Source organism: Paraburkholderia bengalensis (assembly GCF_037126505.1).
Classification (GTDB): Bacteria; Pseudomonadota; Gammaproteobacteria; order Burkholderiales; family Burkholderiaceae; genus Paraburkholderia; species Paraburkholderia bengalensis.
Window position 1 is genome coordinate 87246 of sequence record NZ_JACFYJ010000020.1, and the last position, 18395, is coordinate 105640.

Below are 18395 nucleotides of genomic sequence, written 5' to 3' on the forward strand. Positions count from 1 at the left end.
TGGAATTCAGTGGCGAGTCCGGCCATTTGAGCATCTATTCATCTAAACGTCTAGACGTCTAGGATTAAAATGGCGGTGTCGCGTGACACGAGGTGCAGTTTCATATTTCCGCCATCGCTTGCGGACTACAATGCACAGAACGCTTATTTGAACCGAAGGGAATGACAGCACCATGACATCGAACGACGGCGCAGCGCCGGGCGCCATGCTCGAGCGCGGAGCGGGCGTCGCCGTATGGCGGCAGATCGAGCAGATTCTCGCGAAAGAGATCGCGGCAAGCGGCTTCGGCGACGACGGCCGCCTGCCGAGTGAAGGCGAACTGGCGAGGCGCTTCGACGTGAACCGCCATACGATCCGCCGTGCGATGCTGGGCCTCGCGGCTCAGGGGCTCGTCAGCGTCGAGCAGGGGCGCGGCACGTTCGTGCAGCCGGGCGCGATCGATTACACCATCGGCCGGCGCACGCGCTTCACGGAAAACCTGCGCCAGCAGCATCATTCGCCTGCGGGCACGATGCTGTCGGCGGCGCGCGTGAAGGCCGATCCGACTGTCGCGAAGGCGCTCGGCCTGCGCGCGGGCGCGTTCGTCTACCGGATCGAGTCGCTGCATGAAGCCGATGGCGTGCCGCTCACCTATGCGCGCAACTTCTATCCGGCCGCGCGCTTCACTGATCTGCCCGACGTGCTCGAACGCGTGGGCGGCATCACGAAGGCGATGACCGAATACGGCGTGACTGATTATCTGCGCAAGTGGAGCCGTATCGGCAGCGTGCTGCCCGAGCCGGAAGTCGCGCGACGCCTGGGCATCAACCGTCAGCAGCCGGTGTTGTGGGTCGAGAACGTCGATGTCGATACGGAAGGCACGCCCATCAAATACGGCTTCACGCATTTCGCCGCCGATCGTGTGCAACTGATGGTCGAGCACGACCTATGAGCGAGGCCACGATGAACGCATGGTCCGCGCAGGCGCGCTTCGCGATCTACTACGCACCGTCGCGTGCGTCGGGCTGGTGGGATGCGGGCTCGGCGTGGCTTGCGCGCGATGCCGAAAGCGGCGCATCGATCGATCCACCCGAGGCGCCCGCGTTGTCCCTTCCGCTCGCCGAACTGACAACGGTGCCGCGCCGCTACGGATGGCACGGCACGCTCGTTGCGCCGTTTCGTCTCGCGGGGCACGTGAGCGTCGCCGATCTGCTCGATGTCGCGGAGCATTGGGCGCAAGTGCAGACACCGTTTGCGCTGCCCGTCGAAGCAGCGACATTGGGCGACTTCGTCGCCATGCGTCCCGCGACACCCGCTGCCGACAATCGGATTCGCGCGCTCGCCGCCGATGCGCTGCGCGTCTTCGCGCCGTTGCGCATCGCGCCGACATCCGCGGACATAGCAAGGCGCATGGAAGCGCCGCTGACGGAACGCCAGCGCGAACTGCTCGTCGAATGGGGCTATCCGTATGTGCTCGACGAGTTCCGCTTCCATATGACGCTATCCAATTCGCTCGACAATGCCGCTGATCGCGCCGCGATGGTCGCGTGGTGGCACGACAAGGCGCAGCGCCTCGGGCCGCTGACCATCGACGGCGCGGCGATTTTCGTCGAGCCTGCGCCGGGCGAGCCCTTCATGTTGTGGCAGCGGCTCGCGTTCACTGGCGCGACAGGGGAGCAGGCGTGAAAGGCCGCCTGATTTATGTGGTCGGCCCGTCGGGTGCGGGCAAGGATTCGCTGCTGCATTTCGCGCGCGAGCATGTCGCGGGTACGTCCGTCGTGTTCGCGCATCGCTATATCACGCGCGATCACGGGCACAATGAAAATCACATCGCATTGACGCCCGAAGAATTCGCGGCGCGCTCGGCGCAAGGTCTGTTCGCGCTCGAGTGGTCGAGCCACGAACTGCACTATGGCATCGGCATCGAGATCGATGCGTGGCTCGCGCGCGGCTGCACGGTCGTCGTCAATGGATCGCGTGCGTACCTGGCGCGTGCGCTCAAGCGCTTTCCGCAGCTCGAAGTCGTGCATATTCACGCCGCGCCGCATATTCTCGCGGCGCGTCTGTCGGCGCGCGGACGCGAGACACAAGAGCAGGTGGCGGCGCGGCTTGCGCGCCAGGCGCCGTTCACGCTGCCCGAGGGCGCGCATCTCACGCACATCGACAATTCCGGCTCGCTGGAAGCAGCGGGGCAGATGTTCGTCGATGTGCTGAAAGGCATGGTTCGCGGCGAGCGTCGGCCGCCCAGCACCGAACGCGCTTCCAGCGAAAGCATCGAGTAAGCTCGCGGCACGGTCGTTTTACGGGAAACCTCGCGCGTTGCTATAGTCTCTCGCTTTGACGTTGCGCACGAGACGCGACGAAATGAATCCGGAGTTCCCATGACCGACGCCTCACGCCTGACCGAAATCGCCGACCTCGAACCCGCCGCCGCCGCGCTGCGCGACATTCGTCACCACATTCACCATCATCCCGAGCTTGCGTACGAAGAAGTCGCGACGGCCGCGCTCGTCGCGGACAAGCTCGAAGCGTGGGGCTGGCAGGTGACGCGCGAAGTCGGCAAGACGGGCGTGGTTGGCACGTTGAAGGTCGGCAACGGCACGCGCAGCATCGGCCTGCGCGCGGACATGGACGCGCTGCCCATCGTCGAGCAGACGGGGCTGCCATATGCGAGCGGCACGCGCGGCAAGATGCACGCATGCGGCCACGACGGCCACACGACGATGCTGCTCGGCGCCGCGCAGCATCTCGCCAGGACGCGCAACTTTTCGGGCACCGTGCACCTGTATTTTCAGCCGGCGGAAGAAAGCGGCATCGACAGCGGCGCGAAGAAGATGATCGAAGACGGCCTGTTCGAGCGCTTTCCGTGCGACGCCGTCTTCGGCGTGCACAATCATCCGGGCGCCGAGCCGGGCAAGTTCCTGTTCCGCAAGGGCGCCTTCATGGCGGCGGGCGACAAGGCGACGATCACGATCGAAGGCGTCGGCGGCCACGCGGCGCGTCCGCATCTGAGCGTCGATCCCATCGTGATCGCGTCGAGCATCGTGATGGCGCTGCAGACCATCGTCGCGCGCAACGTGAATCCGGCGCAGCCCGCCGTGGTGACGGTCGGCACGATGCACGCGGGCGTGGCGAACAACGTGATTCCGTCGAGCGCGACGCTCGAACTGAGCGTGCGCTCGTTCAGCCCCGACGTGCGCGCGCTGCTGAAAGCGCGCATCACCGAGCTCGCGCAGACGCAGGCTGCGAGCTATGGCGGCAACGCGCAGGTGGATTATGTCGAAGGCTATCCCGTCGTCGTGAATTCCGACGCGGAAACGGAGTTTGCGATTCAGGTCGCGCGCGAACTGGTGGGCGCGGAAAACGTCGAGCCGAACGCCGATATCCTGATGGGCAGCGAAGACTTCGCGTTCATGCTCGAACAGCGGCCGGGCTCGTTCCTGCGCATCGGCAATGGCGTTGGCGAGGACGGTTGCATGGTCCACAACCCGCACTACGACTTCAACGACCGCAATCTGCCCATCGGCGCGGCGTACTGGGCGCGTCTCGTCGAGCGCTATCTGGAAAGCTGATCTGAACGGGCGCTCGCGTGCGCGCCACACGCGATGACGCAAGCGCCTGCACGCGGCCCGACGTTCTAGCCGCGCAGCGCGACCATGTCCGACACGGACTGCGCCGCTTTCTGCAGCGGCTCCAGGAACGCCTTCACCATCTGCTTCGCGGAATTGCGCTGCGCATTGCCGCTGATGTTCATCGCGGCGATGATGTGCCCGCGCCGGTTGCGGATCGGGGCGGACAGCGAAATCAGCCCGCCTTCCAGTTCCTGATCGACGACAGACCAGCCCTGGCTGCGCACCTGCGCGATCAGCTTCTTCAGTTCGTCCTTGTCGGTCACCGTGCGCGGCGTGTGTGCGACGATCGGCGACGCGTCGAGTGCCGCGTCGAGCGCCGCTTCGTCGAGCGCCGACAGCAGCACGCGGCCCATCGACGTGCAGTAAGCCGGCAAGCGGCTGCCGATCGACAGATTGATCGTCATGATCTTGTGCGTCGGCACGCGCAGCACGTAGACGATCTCCGTGCGGTCGAGCACGGCCGCGGAGCAGCTTTCGTGGACTTGCGCCGACAGCTCTTCCATCACGGGCTCGGCGAGATTCCAGAACGGCATCGACGTCAGATAGGCAAAGCCGAGGTCGAGAATCTTCGGGGTCAGGCGAAAGAGGCGCCCTTCCGCTTCGACATAGCCGAGCGTCTGCAAAGTCAGCAGAATGCGGCGCGCGCCCGCGCGCGTGAGGCCCGTCGCCGACGCCACGTCCGTCAATGTCTGCTCGGGCCGCTCGGCACTGAACGCGCGAATCACCGCGAGGCCGCGCGCGAACGACTGGACGTACGAATCGCCCGGCTTGTCGGGCGCGTCGGTGTCGCTCGCGCTGATGCTGGCGGGGACGGCAGGTGACGCGGATGGCACTTTGTTCATGGGCTCTGTGAACTCAGGAGGGAACAGTCGGACGTCGGAGCGGCGTGGGCGGCCTGCGGAAAGCCGTGACGATAGCGCAAGCGCCCGGATTAGCCAACCGCGGCCAGCCGCGGAAAACCGCGCGTGCCCAGGCTGCGATCTGCATTCTTGCCGTTTTTGCAAGATCCTGTTGGTCGTGCCGGCCGTCCGCGCGCTTGACAGTGTTTCCGCTCGCCGCCTATTATCGAACCTGAAATGTTCGATACGTGATCGTTTGTTCGAGTATAGAACAAATTGATCAAAACCGGCAGATTTTTTCCGGCGCGCGCAGCGCCGGCGCTGGCGCCTTCCAACCTGCGCCAGCCTCGCCATTACTGGAGACATCTCATGACGGAAGCTTTCCTGTGCGACGCAATTCGCACGCCGATTGGCCGCTACGCGGGTTCGCTGTCGTCGGTGCGCGCCGACGATCTGGGTGCCGTGCCGCTCAAGGCGCTCATGGAGCGCAACAAGGAAGTCGACTGGAGCGCGATCGACGACGTGATCTACGGCTGCGCGAACCAGGCGGGCGAAGATAACCGCAACGTGGCGCGCATGTCGCTGCTGCTATCGGGTCTGCCGAAGGACGTGCCGGGCTCGACGGTGAACCGTCTGTGCGGCTCGGGCATGGATGCCGTCGGCATTGCGGCGCGCGCGATCAAGTCGGGCGAGGCGGGGTTGATGATCGCGGGCGGCGTCGAGAGCATGAGCCGCGCGCCGTTCGTGATGGGCAAGGCGACCAGCGCGTTCTCGCGCCAGGCCGACATCTACGACACGACGATCGGCTGGCGCTTCGTCAATCCGCTGATGAAGCAGCTGTACGGCGTCGACTCGATGCCGGAAACGGGCGAAAACGTCGCGACGGACTACAACGTCAGCCGCGCCGACCAGGATGCGTTTGCGCTGCGCAGCCAGCAGAAGGCGGCGCGCGCGCAGCAGGACGGCACGCTCGCGCAGGAAATCGTCTCCGTGACGATTGCGCAAAAGAAGGGCGATGCCATCGTGGTGTCGAAGGACGAGCATCCGCGCGAGACGAGCCTCGAAGCGCTCGCGAAACTGAAGGGCGTGGTGCGCCCGGACGGCACGGTGACGGCGGGCAACGCATCGGGCGTCAACGACGGCGCGGCCGCGCTGCTGCTCGCGAACGCGGAAACCGCGAAGCGCTTCGGCCTGACGCCGCGCGCGCGCGTGCTCGGCGTTGCGACGGCGGGCGTCCAGCCGCGCGTGATGGGCATCGGACCCGCGCCGGCGACGCAAAAGCTGCTCGCGCGCCTGAACATGAAGATCGACCAGTTCGACGTGATCGAGCTGAACGAAGCGTTCGCGTCGCAAGGTCTCGCGGTGCTGCGCGCGCTGGGTGTCGCCGATGACGATCCTCGCGTCAATCCGAACGGCGGCGCGATCGCGCTGGGCCATCCGCTCGGCATGAGCGGCGCGCGACTCGTCACGACGGCGATGTATCAGCTGCAGCGCACGCAAGGCCGTTTCGCGCTGTGCACGATGTGCATCGGCGTGGGACAGGGTATCGCGCTCGCCATCGAACGCATCTGAACGATGCGCACACGCATCGCGTGACGAAACATGGAGGCGTTCGTTACGCGACATATGAAGGCTCGTACGGCATACGAGCCTTTTTTCTTGCACGCTGTCCACGCCGAACGTCCGCTCAGTGCGAGCGCGGCGCGAAAATGTCGGCGCCCAGCGACGCGCAGCGCTCGAGCAAACGCGCGAGCGGGCTGCGCGCCGCTATCGGATGCATCGTCAACGACAGCCGCGCCGGCGTGCGGCCATCCGCGCTGACCCAGACGCGCTCGCCCCTTTGCAGGCGGAACGTCTCGCCGATCGGCAGCCAGTGGTCGTAGGGCGATGCGGCGCGCGTCAGCCAGATGCGCGCGCCTTGTACGAGCAGTTCCGTGTTCGCCTCGACGCGCCACGACATCGTCGCGCCGGGCTGGACTTCGAACTGGACGACGACTCTCGGTAAGCGCTCTTCTTGCGGACGTGAAAAGCAGAGCGATTCGTCATCGGTGAACTGCTGGCAAGCCTTGTCCATCATGCACTCCGTGAATTGCGCCGGAGGTCGGAAGGTATGCCCAAAACAAAAGGCCCCTTCCGTTACCGGCGGGGCCTTGGGATCGTTTTGCCGACTACTTTGCCGACTGCTGCAAAGCGCTAACGCACGCACGCTCCCATAGGCCCGCCGCGACGGCGTGGCATGGGGTTATTAATCGCGTAGGCGATGGAAAAGCGTGTCAGCATGCATTCGAGTGTGTCGTGACGTCGATGCGTTGTCAACCAGTTTTGCCACCCGTGTCGCCATGTCATGGCGTTCTTCTCCTGCTTAAAGGCGTACGGCGCGCGTGCGCAAACGAAGCGTTGTGCTCATGCGCTTGCCTCGACACGCTCGCCGCGGCAGTGCAGTTCGCGCGGCGCAAGTTGTCCGTCCGCACGCAGTGTGCGCCATTCGGTCACTTCGCGCGGACGCACGAGCAGACTGGCGAGCGCTTCGTGATACGCGCGCCGGTACGGCCGGTGAATCTGTTCTTCGCATGCGCCATCGCGGTCTTCCCAGGTTTCGTAGAGCAGCAAGCGGCAAGGCGAATCGGGATCACGATGCAGCACGGCTGCGCGGAAGCCGGCCTCGCCGCGCATCGCGTCGAGCACGCCGTTCAGCAACGACATAAAGCGGTCGAGCTTGTCGGGCAAGACCTGAAAACGGACGACGTAAGTGACGAACATGCGGCACATCCTTTATGAATCTTCGCTGTAAATCTTCTTCGATGTTTACCTTTATACTCGCCAATAGCTGACAACCCATGTCATGAATTAGAAGAGGCAAAAAAATTGGCGACGAGCCGTCTCGTTTCGATGCTCCTGATGCTGCAGCTGAAAGGCCGCGTCACCGCGCAGGCCCTCGCCGACGAGTTCAACGTCTCGATCCGCACCGTCTACCGCGACATCGACCAGTTGAGCGCGGCGGGCGTTCCCGTGTATGCGGATCGCGGGCCGGGCGGCGGCTTCGCGCTGCTCGACGGCTATCGCGCGAAGCTGACGGGCATCACGAGGGCCGAAGCCGAAACACTGTCGATCGCGGGCCTCGCGGGCGCCGCGTCCGATCTCGGCCTGTCGGAGCAGCTCAGGGCTGCGCAGCTCAAGCTCGTCACCGCGTTGCCCGATGCTGCGCCCGACACGTCGCGCATCGGTTCGCGGCTGCATATCGATCCCGTCGGCTGGTATCAGCGGCCATCGCCCACGCCGTGGCTGACGATGCTGGCGGGCGCCGTCTGGGAGCAAAAGCGCGTGTCGATGCAATACCGCACGTGGGACGGCCGCGAAGCGGAAGGCGCGCGCGTACGCGATCCGCTCGGCCTCGTGCTGAAGGGCGGCGAATGGTATCTCGTCACGCGCGTGCGCACGCAGTTGCGCACGTACCGCGTTTCGAGCATCACCCAACTGACCGTGCACGAAGAAACATTTGAACGTCCGGACGGTTTCGATCTGCGAGAAGAATGGACGGCGGCCGTGGCGTCGTTCGAGAAGAGTTTGCTGAAGCACACCGCGCGGCTGCGGCTATCGCCGGAAGGCATGACGCGGCTTCACAAGCTCGGCGCGGCGGCGCTCGAGCAGGCCCAGATCGCGCCGCCCGACGAACGCGACGGCTGGCAGGACGTGACGCTGCCTGTCGAGCAGTTCGGCTGGACGGCTGAGCAATTGCTCGGTTTCGCTGCCCATGTCGAAGTGCTCGATCCGCCGGAGCTGCGCGAGCGCCTGCGCAAGCTCGGCGAGCAGATCGCGGCGCTCAACGCGGGCTGAGTCCTCGTGGAGCGGTCAGCGCGGCCTCAGCTGCGATGCGGCCCGACGATCCCGAGCTTCGCAATTCGCCGGTATAGTGTCGCGCGCGACATACCGAGCGCGTCGGCCGCCGCATTGGGGCGCCAGTGATGGCGCGTGAGCGCATCGATGATCCGCGCGCGCTCGTCGTCGACGCCGGTTAGCGCGGGACGCGCGGGCGCTTCATCGGGTGCGAGCTGCGCGGCGACGTCGGGCGACACGTGCCGCAACTCGACCCGCGTCGAGTCGCACACCGCGCACGCGTAACGCAGCACGTTGCGCAACTGGCGGATATTGCCGGGCCACGCAAAGCGCGCCAGCCGTTCCGCAAGCCGCGCGTCGAGCGTCAGCACATGTCCGGCGCTTTGCGCTTCCTCGTCGAATACCGCGTGCATCAGCGTCGAGCACGTCGCGCGCTCGCGCAGCGGCGGCATGTGCAGCGTCGCGCCGCTCAGCCGGTAGTACAGGTCTTCGCGGAACGTGCCTTCGCCGACCATCTGCGCGAGATCGCGGTGCGTCGCGCAGATCACGTCGATATCGACACGCACGGGCGCATCGCCGCCGAGCGGCAGCACTTCGCCTTCGGCGAGCACGCGCAACAGACGCGTTTGCAGATTGAGCGGCATGTCGCCGATTTCATCGAGGAACAGTGTGCCGCCGTTCGCCTGCGCTATCTTGCCGCGCGCGCCGCGGCTGCGCGCGCCCGTGAACGCGCCGGGCGCATAGCCGAACAGCTCGCTTTCGATCAGCGAATCGGGAATCGCGCCGCAGTTCACCGCGACGAACGGCTTCGCGCGCCGCGCGCCCGATGCGTGCAGCGACTGCGCGAACACTTCCTTGCCGACGCCCGTCTCGCCGAGAATCAGAATTGGCAGACGCTTGCCCGCGATACGCAGCGCGATTTCCGCATTGCGCGCGATGCGTGAATCGCGGCTGTGCAGAAAACGGCTGATGGCATCGAGACACGTGTCGGCGTGCGGCTCATGGGAAGCATGGATCGAACTCGACGGCGACACGACTGAGATCGCTCGCGCCGCGCGCTTCAGAGGCGCGCGAATACGCGCGTACAGCGCGGCACCCGTGGCGCGCAGACGCAGCGGCACAATGGTGTCGGTGCGTGCGACATCGTGCAGGTGGACAGCGGACGTATCGAAGATCTCGTCGACGTGACGCGGCCCGCTCAAGCCCGCGATGCATTCCTGCGCCTTGCGGTTCGAGGCGGCGATGTTGCCGCATTCGTCGAACGCGATCAGCACTTCGGGTTGTGCCTCAACGAAGTTGCGGCTCTGGTGGCCGAAGATCACCCAATGCTGCGCGGTCTGATTGAGGAAGTAGCCGTCTTCGATCAGCGTCGCGCTTTGACGCACGAGCTGGAACACGAGCCGCTGGCTGTCGCGGTTGTCGGGCGACTGCACGGCCGATGCATCGAGCACGCCGATCAGTTCGCCCGTCAGCGAAAAGATGGGCGACGCGCTGCATGTGAGCGTCGTGAAGGCCGCGCGGAAATGATCGGTCTTGTGCACGGTGATCGGCGCGAGATCGGTCAGCACGCTCGCGACGCCGCACGTGCCTTCCTCGCGTTCGGACCAGCACGAGCCGATATGCAGGCCCGCGTGCTTGAAATCGCTGCGCCTGTCGCGGTCGATGCGGTAATCGATGGTGACGCCGTGCGCATCCGTGAGCATCACGCAGTAGTCGGCGACGCGGATCATGTCGTGCAGGCGCGTGAGGCACTGGCCCGACGCGCGCAGAAACGCTTCTTCCTTGCCTTGCACTTCGCGCAGTTCGGCCGACGTCAGCACGCGCGGCCCGATCACCGAGCCCGGATCGAGCTGGTATTGCTCATACGAACGCTGCCACGACGACACCAGCCGCGACGAATTCGCCGGCGCGGGCAGACGTCCTTCGATCGTGCCGCGCACGCGGTCGATGTGCTGTGTTTGAGAGACGTAGGGCATGGTCGGCTCCCGTCGGGCGGCAGGCGCCCGGAATGGTTCCGTCGATGTGATTGCGTCGATGACGGCGCTTTGCTGAACGCCTGGGTCGGACCTTCTTGTAGCACATCCTTCGCGCGCGATCACATTGCATCGCAGCACGCGAGACACCTGAGACGATCGTCTCAGGGGTACATGAGACGGCCGTGAGACGCGCATCGTCGATGCAGCCACGCGCGCAGGCCGCGCCGCACAGAGATGTCGCGCGGCAGGCGCGCGATACGTGCGATGTGCGGCGCGTCATGCGACGCGCGCCGCGCGCGCCCCATGACCCGTGGGATATGTGCAAACCCTTTACGTGCAAGGCTTTCGGCGCGAATACGAAGCGCATCTACAGATTGGCATGGCTGTTGCAGTAGTGCCTGTCGGCTGCAGCGGCTCGCGTTTCACCGCTTGCCGGCAACGATTTTTCAGCACCGCAAAGTCAGCACCACAAAGCGTCCGCCTTCGCGGCCAACATTGGAGACAGCACAGTGGCATCGCCCATCACCGTCGGCGTGATCGCGAATCCTGCATCGGGGCGCGACATTCGCCGTCTCACGACGCACGCGTCCGTGTTCCCGACAGCCGAGAAGGCCAACATGATCGTGCGGTTGCTCGCGGGACTCGGCGCGCTGGGCGTCGATCGCGTGCTGACGCTGCGCGATCGCACGGGCGTCGCGTCGCTGCTGTTGCGCGCGCTCGACACGCATGCGGCCACGGGCTCGGGCGAACGCTGGCCCCAGGTCGAGTTCGTCGATTTGCCCATCACCGATTCCGTCGCCGACACGCACGCGGGCACGGCCCACATGGTGCGCGAAGGCGTCGAGCTGATCGCCGTGCTGGGCGGCGACGGCACGCATCGCGCGGTGGCCGCGCATAGCGGCACCGTGCCGCTGCTGACGCTTTCGACGGGCACCAACAACGCGTTTCCCGACATGCGCGAAGCGACCATCGCGGGCATGGCGGGCGCGCTGGTCGCCTCGGGCGTGGTGCCGCCCGACGTCGCGTTGACGCGCAACAAGCGGCTGATCGTGCGCTGTGTGGCCGGGCCGGATCGCGGGCGGGAAGAGATCGCGCTCGTCGATGTGTGCGTGAGCCGGCAGCGGTTCGTCGGCGCGCGCGCGGTATCGGAGCCAACGGATATCGAGTCGCTCTTTCTGACCTTTGCCTCGCCGGACGGCATCGGCCTGTCGTCGATTGGCGGCGCGTGGGCGCCCGTCGAGCGCACGGCCCCGCACGGTTTGCATCTGACGTTCGCGCAGCCCGACGAACACGGCTTCATGAACGGCGACGGCGTGCCGATCTTCGCGCCCATCGCGCCCGGCCGCATCGACTGCGTGACGATGCGCACCTGCGAGCGCTTCGAGGCGGGCGACTGGCTGCCCATCGACGCGTGTCACGGCACGCTCGCGTTCGACGGCGAACGGGAAATCGAAATCGGCCGCGACGACCGCTATGAAATCGCGCTCGACTGGAGCGGCCCGTTGACGGTCGACGTGAGCCGCACGCTGCGCTTTTCCGCATCGCGCCAGTTGATGCGCGAGATGGCGGGCGCGTCGCGGCAGGCCTTCACGTAGACACGAACATCGACACAAACAAAAACAAAAACAAATACGCACGCGCAAGCGAAGTAAAGTGAGTTCAACCCGTCGGAGGCCACTGCGCCACCGTTGCAGTCACGATCGACATATCAAGGAGACACACCATGGCTGTTTCGAGTCAGTTGGGCAAGGAGAAGCTGCTGGAAGCGTACCGGCTGATGCGTACGATTCGCGAGTTCGAGGAGCGCCTGCACGTCGAGTTCGCGACGGGCGAGATTCCGGGCTTCGTGCATCTGTACGCAGGCGAAGAAGCATCGGCTGTCGGCACGATGCTGCATCTGAACGACAGGGACTATGTGGCGACCACTCACCGCGGCCACGGTCACTGCATCGCGAAGGGCGTCGACGTGCACGGCATGATGGCCGAGATCTACGGCCGGCAGACGGGCGTATGCAAAGGCAAGGGCGGCTCGATGCACATTGCCGATTTATCGAAGGGCATGCTGGGCGCGAACGGCATCGTCGGCGCGGGAGGCCCGCTCGTATGCGGCGCGGCGCTCGCGGCGAAGCTGAAGAAAACGGGCGGCGTGGGCGTGTGTTTCTTCGGCGACGGCGCGTCGAATCAGGGGACGATTTTCGAATCGATGAACCTGGCGAGCGTGTGGCGGCTGCCCGCCATTTTCGTGGCGGAGAACAACGGCTATGCCGAAGCCACATCGTCGACGTGGTCGGTGGCGTCCGACAACATCGCGGACCGCGCGAGCGGCTTTGGCATGCCGGGCGTGATCGTCGACGGCTTCGATTTCTTCGCGGTGCACGAGGCGCTGGGCGAAGCGATCGAGCGCGCGCGCAACGGCGGCGGACCGACGCTCGTCGAAGTGAAGCTGTCGCGCTACTTCGGCCACTTCGAAGGCGATGCGCAGACATATCGCGCGCCGGGCGAAGTGCAGAAGCTGCGCGACGAAAAGGATTGCCTGAAGCGTTTCGAAGAGCGCGTGGTGCGCGCCGAAATGCTGAACACCGACGACTTGCGCAGGATCGACGCGGACGTGAAGGCGCTGATCGACGATTCCGTCGTGAAGGCGAAGGCCGCGCCGCTGCCGACGGAAGCCGATCTGCTGACTGACGTGTACGTGTCGTATCCGTAACCAACCGACCACTCCCCGACGATTCAGGAGAACAGACATGGCACGCAAGATCACATACTCACAGGCAATCAACGAAGCACTGAGCCAGGAGATGGCGCGCGACGAAAGCGTCATCGTGATGGGCGAAGACAACGCGGGCGGCGCAGGCTCGCCCGGCGAACAGGACGCATGGGGCGGCGTGCTCGGCGTCACGAAGGGGCTTTTTCACAAGTATCCGGGGCGCGTGCTCGATACGCCGATTTCGGAAGGCGGCTTCATCGGCGCGGCAGTCGGCGCGGCGGCGGCGGGCATGCGTCCCGTCGCCGAGCTGATGTTCATCGACTTCATGGGCGTGTGCTTCGATCAGATCTTCAATCAGGCGGCGAAATTCCGCTATATGTTCGGCGGCAATGCCGTGACGCCCGTCGTGATTCGCACGATGCAGGGCGCGGGCCTGCGCGCGGCCGCGCAGCACTCGCAGATGCTGACGTCGCTATTTACGCATGTGCCTGGTTTGAAAGTGGTGTGTCCGTCGACGCCTTATGACGCGAAAGGCTTGATGATCCAGGCGATCCGCGACAACGATCCCGTCATCTTCTGCGAGCACAAGCTGTTGTACTCGCGCGAAGGGGATGTGCCCGAAGAGCTGTACGCGATTCCGTTCGGCGAAGCAAACGTGGTGCGCGAAGGCGACGATGCGACGATCGTCACGTATGGCCGCATGGTGCACTACGCGCTCGATGCCGCCGACAAACTCGCGAAAGACGGCGTCAAGGCCGAGGTGATCGATCTGCGTACCACGTCGCCCCTCGACGAAGAGACGATTCTGGAAAGCGTCGAGCGCACCGGCCGTCTGATCGTGGTGGACGAAGCGAATCCGCGCTGCTCGGTGGCGACGGATATCGCCGCGCTCGTCGCGCAGAAGGCCTTCCATTCGCTGAAGGCGCCCGTCGAACTCGTCACGGCGCCGCATACGCCGGCGCCGTTCGCAGGGGTGCTCGAAGACCTCTATATCCCGTCGGCGGACAAGATCGCCGCGGCCGTCAAACAGACGCGGCACTAACGCCGGCACCAGACTGCACTGAGCGAGGAACTGAGCAATGTCGATTCACATGATCACGATGCCCAAGTGGGGCCTGTCGATGGAGCAGGGGCAGGTCAACGGCTGGTTGAAGTCGATTGGCGACAAGGTGGCGAAGGGCGATGAAGTGCTCGACGTGGAGAGCGACAAGATCGCTTCGGGCGTCGAATGCGCGTTCGACGGCACGCTGCGGCGGCAGGTTGCGCAAGAGGGTGACACGCTGCCCGTGGGCGCGCTGCTCGGCGTGGTCGCCGATACGGAAGATGCCGATGCCGACATCGACGCCGCCGTCGAAGCGTTTCAACGCGACTTCGTGCCGCTCGCCGCCGATTCCGCCGATGCCGGCCCGCAGCCGGAGAAAGCGCAGATCGGCGGGCGCACCGTGCGTTACCTGAAGATCGGCGAAGGCGGCACGCCCGCTGTGCTGATCCACGGTTTCGGCGGCGATCTGAACAACTGGCTGTTCAATCACACCGATCTCGCCGCGCATCGCACGGTGTATGCGCTCGATCTGCCGGGGCACGGCGAGTCGTCGAAGGCGGTCGATTCGGGCAGCGCCGACGAACTCGCCGATTGTGTGATCGCGTTTCTCGACGATCGCGGCATCGAGCGCTCGCATCTCGTCGGGCATTCGATGGGCAGTCTCGTCGCGATGACGGTGGCCGCCAAAGCCCCGCAGCGCGTGGCGTCGCTTGCGTTGATCGCGGGCGCCGGGCTTGGCGACGAGATCAACCGCGAGTACATCGACGGGTTCGTCGCGGGCACGAGCCGCAATACGCTCAAGCCGCATCTGACGAAGCTGTTCGCCGACGGTTCGCTCGTCACGCGGCAACTGGTCGAGGATATCGTCAAGTACAAGCGGCTCGAAGGCGTGAACGAGGCGTTGCAGAAGATTGCAGCGTCCTCGTTCAAGGACGGTTCGCAGCAGCGCAGCTATCGGGATCGCGTCGACCAGCTTGCGCCGCGCGCGCTCGTGATCTGGGGCGAACTCGACCAGATCATTCCAGCGAGCCACGCGCACGGGCTGCCCGGCGACATCCGCGTACATGTGCTGCCGGGCAAGGGGCATATGGTGCAGATGGAGTCGGCGTCCGAGGTGAACCGCCTGCTCAACGATTTCTTCGGAGCCTGACGATGGACGCCGCGTCACATGCGTCGATGCACGACAGCGTGACGGCGCTCGGTCAACATGGGTTGCGCGCGCGCGACAAGCTCGCGCGCATACCCGTGAAGATCGTGCCGCCCGAGCGCGGCGGCGTGCTGCCTAAACCGCCATGGCTGCGCGCAAGGCCAATGATGAGCGAGACAGTGGCGGGCATGGCGTCGATACTGCGCGAGCATCGGCTGCATTCGGTGTGCGAGGAAGCAATGTGCCCGAACATCGGCGAGTGCTTCGCGCAGCGCACGGCGACGTTCATGATCATGGGCGGTATCTGCACGCGTCGTTGCGCATTCTGCGACGTCGCGCACGGGCGTCCATTGCCGCTCGATGAAGCCGAACCCGAGCGACTCGCCGATGCCGTCGCGGCGCTGAAGCTGCGTTATGTGGTGATCACGTCCGTGGATCGCGACGATCTGCGCGATGGCGGTGCCGCGCATTTTGCGCGCTGCGTCGCGCGGCTGCGAGAGTGCGTGCCGGGGATTCGCGTCGAAGTGTTGACGCCGGATTTTCGCGGGCGTATTGAGCGCGCGCTCGATGCGTTGTCGAGCTCATGGCCGGATGTGTTCAATCACAACGTCGAGACGGTGCCGTCGCTGTATCGGGCGGCGCGGGCGGGCGCGGATTATCGGGGATCGCTGGCGCTGCTTGCGCGCGTGAAGCGGGCAAATGATCGCGTGGTCACGAAGACGGGCTTGATGGTCGGGCTTGGCGAGCGCGACGACGAACTGCTGGCAACGATGCGCGACATCCGCGAGCATGACGTCGATGTGCTGACCATTGGGCAGTATCTCGCGCCGTCGAAGTTTCATATGCCCGTGAAGCGGTATGTCACGCCGCAGACCTTCGATGCGTTCAGAGAGGCGGGACTGAAGCTCGGCTTCAGGGAGGTCGTGTCGGGACCGCTCGTGAGATCGTCGTATCACGCGGGCGAGACAGCGGGGTTCTGATTCGGACAGCGTGATGCAGGACAGCCGGATGCCGCGAGGCATCCGGCTGTTTTCATTGATCGAGCGTGCAGCGAGACTTACACGCCGCCGATGCACATGTACTTGATCACGACATACTCGTCGATGCCGTAGTGCGAGCCTTCGCGGCCCAGGCCCGACTGCTTGACGCCGCCGAACGGCGCCACTTCGTTCGAGATCGCGCCCGTGTTGATGCCGACCATGCCGAACTCGAGCGCTTCCGCGACGCGCCAGATGCGGCCGATGTCGCGGCTGTAGAAGTACGATGCGAGGCCGAACTCGGTGCTGTTGGCCATTGCGACCACTTCGTCGTCGGACGAGAAGCGGAACAGCGGCGCGAGCGGGCCGAACGTTTCGTCGCGGGCGACTTTCATGTCGGGCGTGACGTCGGCGAGTACGGTCGGCTCGAAGAAGCCGTGGCCGAGTGCGTGACGCTTGCCGCCCGTCACGATGCGCGCGCCTTTGCCGAGCGCATCTTCGATATGCGATTCGACCTTGAGCACGGCCGCTTCGTTGATCAGCGGGCCTTGCTGGACGCCTTGCTCGGTACCGAACCCGACCTTGAGCTTTGCAACGGCGGCGCTGAGCTTTTCTGCGAACGCGTCATATACGCGGTCGTGCACATAGAAGCGGTTCGTGCACACGCAGGTCTGACCGCTGTTGCGATACTTCGATGCGATCGCGCCTTCGACGGCCGCGTCGAGATCGGCATCGTCGAACACGATGAAGGGCGCGTTGCCGCCCAGTTCCAGCGAGACCTTCTTGACCGACGGCGCGCACTGCGCCATCAGCAGGCGGCCGACGGGCGTCGATCCCGTGAACGACAGCTTGCGCACGGTGGTGTTACCCGTCATTTCGGCGCCGATCGGCTTCGGGTCGCCCGTGACGATGCTGAACACGCCCGCGGGCACGCCTGCGCGTTCGGCCAGCACGGCGAGCGCGAGCGCCGAGAGGGGCGTGGCTTCGGCGGGCTTGACGACGATCGGGCAGCCGGCGGCGAGCGCGGGCCCGACCTTGCGGGTGATCATCGCGGCCGGGAAATTCCACGGCGTGATCGCGGCGCAGACGCCGACGGGCTCTTTCGTGACGACGATGCGCTTGTCGTTGGCGACCGTGGGGATCGTATCGCCGTAGACGCGTTTGGCTTCTTCACCGAACCATTCGAGGAACGAGGCCGCATAGCCGATTTCGCCCTTTGCTTCGGCGAGCGGCTTGCCCTGTTCGGTGGTGAGAATCAACGCGAGGTCGTCGGCGTTCGCGAGCATCAGGTCGTTCCACTTACGCAGGATTTCCGCGCGCTGCTTGCCCGTCTTCGCCTTCCAGGCGGGCCATGCCTTGTTTGCCGCTTCGATGGCGCGGCGCGTTTCCTGTGCGCCCATGCGGGGGACGTGTGCGATCGTCGCGCCCGTTGCCGGGTTCAGCACCTCGAAGGTTTCCTTGTTGTCGGCGTCTTGCCATTCGCCGTTGATGTACGCCTTTGCTTGCAGCAGCGTCGGATCGTTTAGTTTGCTACGCAGGTCTGTCATGGTGGTGGGTGTCCTTCTTTGGTTTTTGTCTGCGACGCCTGTTTTGGGCTTTTGGTTTTTGCTGTTATCTGGGTTAGCGGCGGCGCGGCGCGGGTGTTGCCGTTGTGTGTTGCCCCCTTTGCGCGGGCATCCGCGATGGCGCCTCGCGGCGCAGGCGTTGCCCCTGTGCGGGGCGGCACCTACTTTTCTTTGCAGCGGCAAAGAAAAGCAGGCAAAAGAAAGCCGCTCACACCGCCAGTACTTGTACCTACCCACGGGCTCTCCACGTGCCCACACTTCACAAGGCAACGCGCCAGCTGGCGTCAGTCGCCAACGTGCTCGCCGTATGTCTCACCCGCTTCATGCTCCCGCGCAACAATCAGACGCACCGGCGTTTCACCGCCCCTTCGCGTCAAACGATGTGCAGGTCGGCTTGCCGTACACGGCAGCGCTCGAACTCATCGCGAAGCGGTGGTGTCATGTGTGGCGCGAAGGGCTACACAGAGTTTGCCGCACGGGGCATGTGATTTTCTCAGTGTGTGCCGCTATGCGGACGCGCGAATGGGTGAGGCGCCTGCAGCTGCGTTGGCAGCTCGCGATTGCAAAAGCGCGAACGAAAGAAGGACGGGGACGTTGCGAGCCCGTGGGTAAGTGACAAGGATTGGCGGTGTGAGCCCGCTTTCTTTGCCTACTTTCTTTGCGGCGGCAAAGAAAGTAGGTGCCGCCCCGCACAGGG

16 protein-coding genes are annotated in these 18395 nt (G+C 65.1%); 11 read left to right on the forward strand and 5 right to left on the reverse strand.

The features are described 5' to 3' along the window. Positions 1 to 172: 172 nt before the first annotated feature. The 4 genes from phnF to H3V53_RS14865 all read left to right on the forward strand — a co-directional run bounded on the left by phnF (position 173) and on the right by H3V53_RS14865 (position 3551). Positions 173 to 931: a phosphonate metabolism transcriptional regulator PhnF gene (phnF, locus tag H3V53_RS14850; protein WP_054920665.1), complete on the forward strand. Its 759-nt coding sequence runs from the start codon at positions 173 to 175 to the stop codon at positions 929 to 931. Next, positions 928 to 1665 carry a DUF1045 domain-containing protein gene (locus tag H3V53_RS14855; RefSeq protein WP_336598562.1) on the forward strand — a complete coding sequence of 246 codons (738 nt, stop codon included), beginning with the start codon at positions 928 to 930 and terminating at the stop codon, positions 1663 to 1665. Before phnF ends, H3V53_RS14855 begins: the two co-directional genes overlap by 4 nt. Next, positions 1662 to 2261 carry a phosphonate metabolism protein/1,5-bisphosphokinase (PRPP-forming) PhnN gene (gene phnN, locus H3V53_RS14860; protein WP_336598563.1) on the forward strand — a complete coding sequence of 200 codons (600 nt, stop codon included), beginning with the start codon at positions 1662 to 1664 and terminating at the stop codon, positions 2259 to 2261. Before H3V53_RS14855 ends, phnN begins: the two co-directional genes overlap by 4 nt. Before the next feature lie 99 nt (positions 2262 to 2360). Beyond that, the gene (locus H3V53_RS14865) at positions 2361 to 3551 is read left to right on the forward strand and encodes a M20 aminoacylase family protein (RefSeq protein ID WP_336598564.1); all 1191 of its coding nucleotides are present in this window, start codon (positions 2361 to 2363) and stop codon (positions 3549 to 3551) included. A 65-nt stretch (positions 3552 to 3616) separates the two neighbouring features. Here the strand turns inward: H3V53_RS14865 and H3V53_RS14870 are convergent, their stop codons facing one another. Next, positions 3617 to 4453 (reverse strand): IclR family transcriptional regulator, encoded by an 837-nt coding sequence (locus tag H3V53_RS14870; RefSeq protein WP_336598565.1) that lies wholly within the window; start codon positions 4451 to 4453, stop codon positions 3617 to 3619. Positions 4454 to 4819: 366 nt separating this feature from the next. On the opposite strand from H3V53_RS14870, the gene pcaF reads away from it, so the two are divergent. Continuing rightward, positions 4820 to 6022, forward strand: coding sequence for a 3-oxoadipyl-CoA thiolase (gene pcaF, locus H3V53_RS14875; RefSeq protein ID WP_336598566.1), 1203 nt, complete (start codon positions 4820 to 4822; stop codon positions 6020 to 6022). Positions 6023 to 6137: 115 nt separating this feature from the next. Here the strand turns inward: pcaF and H3V53_RS14880 are convergent, their stop codons facing one another. Together H3V53_RS14880 and H3V53_RS14885 are read right to left on the reverse strand one after the other, a co-directional pair. After that, positions 6138 to 6527, reverse strand: coding sequence for a DUF2917 domain-containing protein (locus H3V53_RS14880; RefSeq protein WP_336598567.1), 390 nt, complete (start codon positions 6525 to 6527; stop codon positions 6138 to 6140). 326 nt (positions 6528 to 6853) lie between these two features. Continuing rightward, complete coding sequence (locus H3V53_RS14885; protein ID WP_336598568.1) at positions 6854 to 7210, reverse strand: putative quinol monooxygenase; 357 nt, start codon at positions 7208 to 7210, stop codon at positions 6854 to 6856. Between the two features lie 129 nt (positions 7211 to 7339). Here H3V53_RS14885 and H3V53_RS14890 point away from each other — a divergent pair, with 129 nt between their 5' ends. Further along, entirely contained in the window at positions 7340 to 8284 is a 945-nt protein-coding gene (locus H3V53_RS14890) for a helix-turn-helix transcriptional regulator (protein WP_336598579.1), read from the forward strand. Between the two features lie 26 nt (positions 8285 to 8310). On the opposite strand, the gene H3V53_RS14895 is transcribed toward H3V53_RS14890, so the two are convergent. Further along, positions 8311 to 10260 (reverse strand): sigma-54-dependent Fis family transcriptional regulator, encoded by a 1950-nt coding sequence (locus H3V53_RS14895; protein ID WP_336598569.1) that lies wholly within the window; start codon positions 10258 to 10260, stop codon positions 8311 to 8313. A 509-nt stretch (positions 10261 to 10769) separates the two neighbouring features. On the opposite strand from H3V53_RS14895, the gene H3V53_RS14900 reads away from it, so the two are divergent. From H3V53_RS14900 to lipA, 5 genes are all read left to right on the forward strand, one after another. Further along, complete coding sequence (locus H3V53_RS14900; protein ID WP_336598570.1) at positions 10770 to 11855, forward strand: ATP-NAD kinase family protein; 1086 nt, start codon at positions 10770 to 10772, stop codon at positions 11853 to 11855. 128 nt (positions 11856 to 11983) lie between these two features. After that, positions 11984 to 12967: a thiamine pyrophosphate-dependent enzyme gene (locus H3V53_RS14905; protein WP_054920686.1), complete on the forward strand. Its 984-nt coding sequence runs from the start codon at positions 11984 to 11986 to the stop codon at positions 12965 to 12967. Between the two features lie 37 nt (positions 12968 to 13004). Beyond that, on the forward strand, positions 13005 to 14009 hold the full coding sequence (locus H3V53_RS14910) for an alpha-ketoacid dehydrogenase subunit beta (RefSeq protein WP_336598571.1): 1005 nt from the start codon (positions 13005 to 13007) through the stop codon (positions 14007 to 14009). A gap of 37 nt (positions 14010 to 14046) precedes the next feature. Then, positions 14047 to 15159 (forward strand): acetoin dehydrogenase dihydrolipoyllysine-residue acetyltransferase subunit, encoded by a 1113-nt coding sequence (locus H3V53_RS14915; protein WP_336598572.1) that lies wholly within the window; start codon positions 14047 to 14049, stop codon positions 15157 to 15159. A gap of 2 nt (positions 15160 to 15161) precedes the next feature. Further along, positions 15162 to 16136, forward strand: coding sequence for a lipoyl synthase (gene lipA, locus H3V53_RS14920; protein WP_336598573.1), 975 nt, complete (start codon positions 15162 to 15164; stop codon positions 16134 to 16136). A gap of 77 nt (positions 16137 to 16213) precedes the next feature. On the opposite strand, the gene H3V53_RS14925 is transcribed toward lipA, so the two are convergent. After that, positions 16214 to 17680, reverse strand: coding sequence for an NAD-dependent succinate-semialdehyde dehydrogenase (locus H3V53_RS14925; protein ID WP_336598574.1), 1467 nt, complete (start codon positions 17678 to 17680; stop codon positions 16214 to 16216). Positions 17681 to 18395 lie beyond the last annotated feature (715 nt).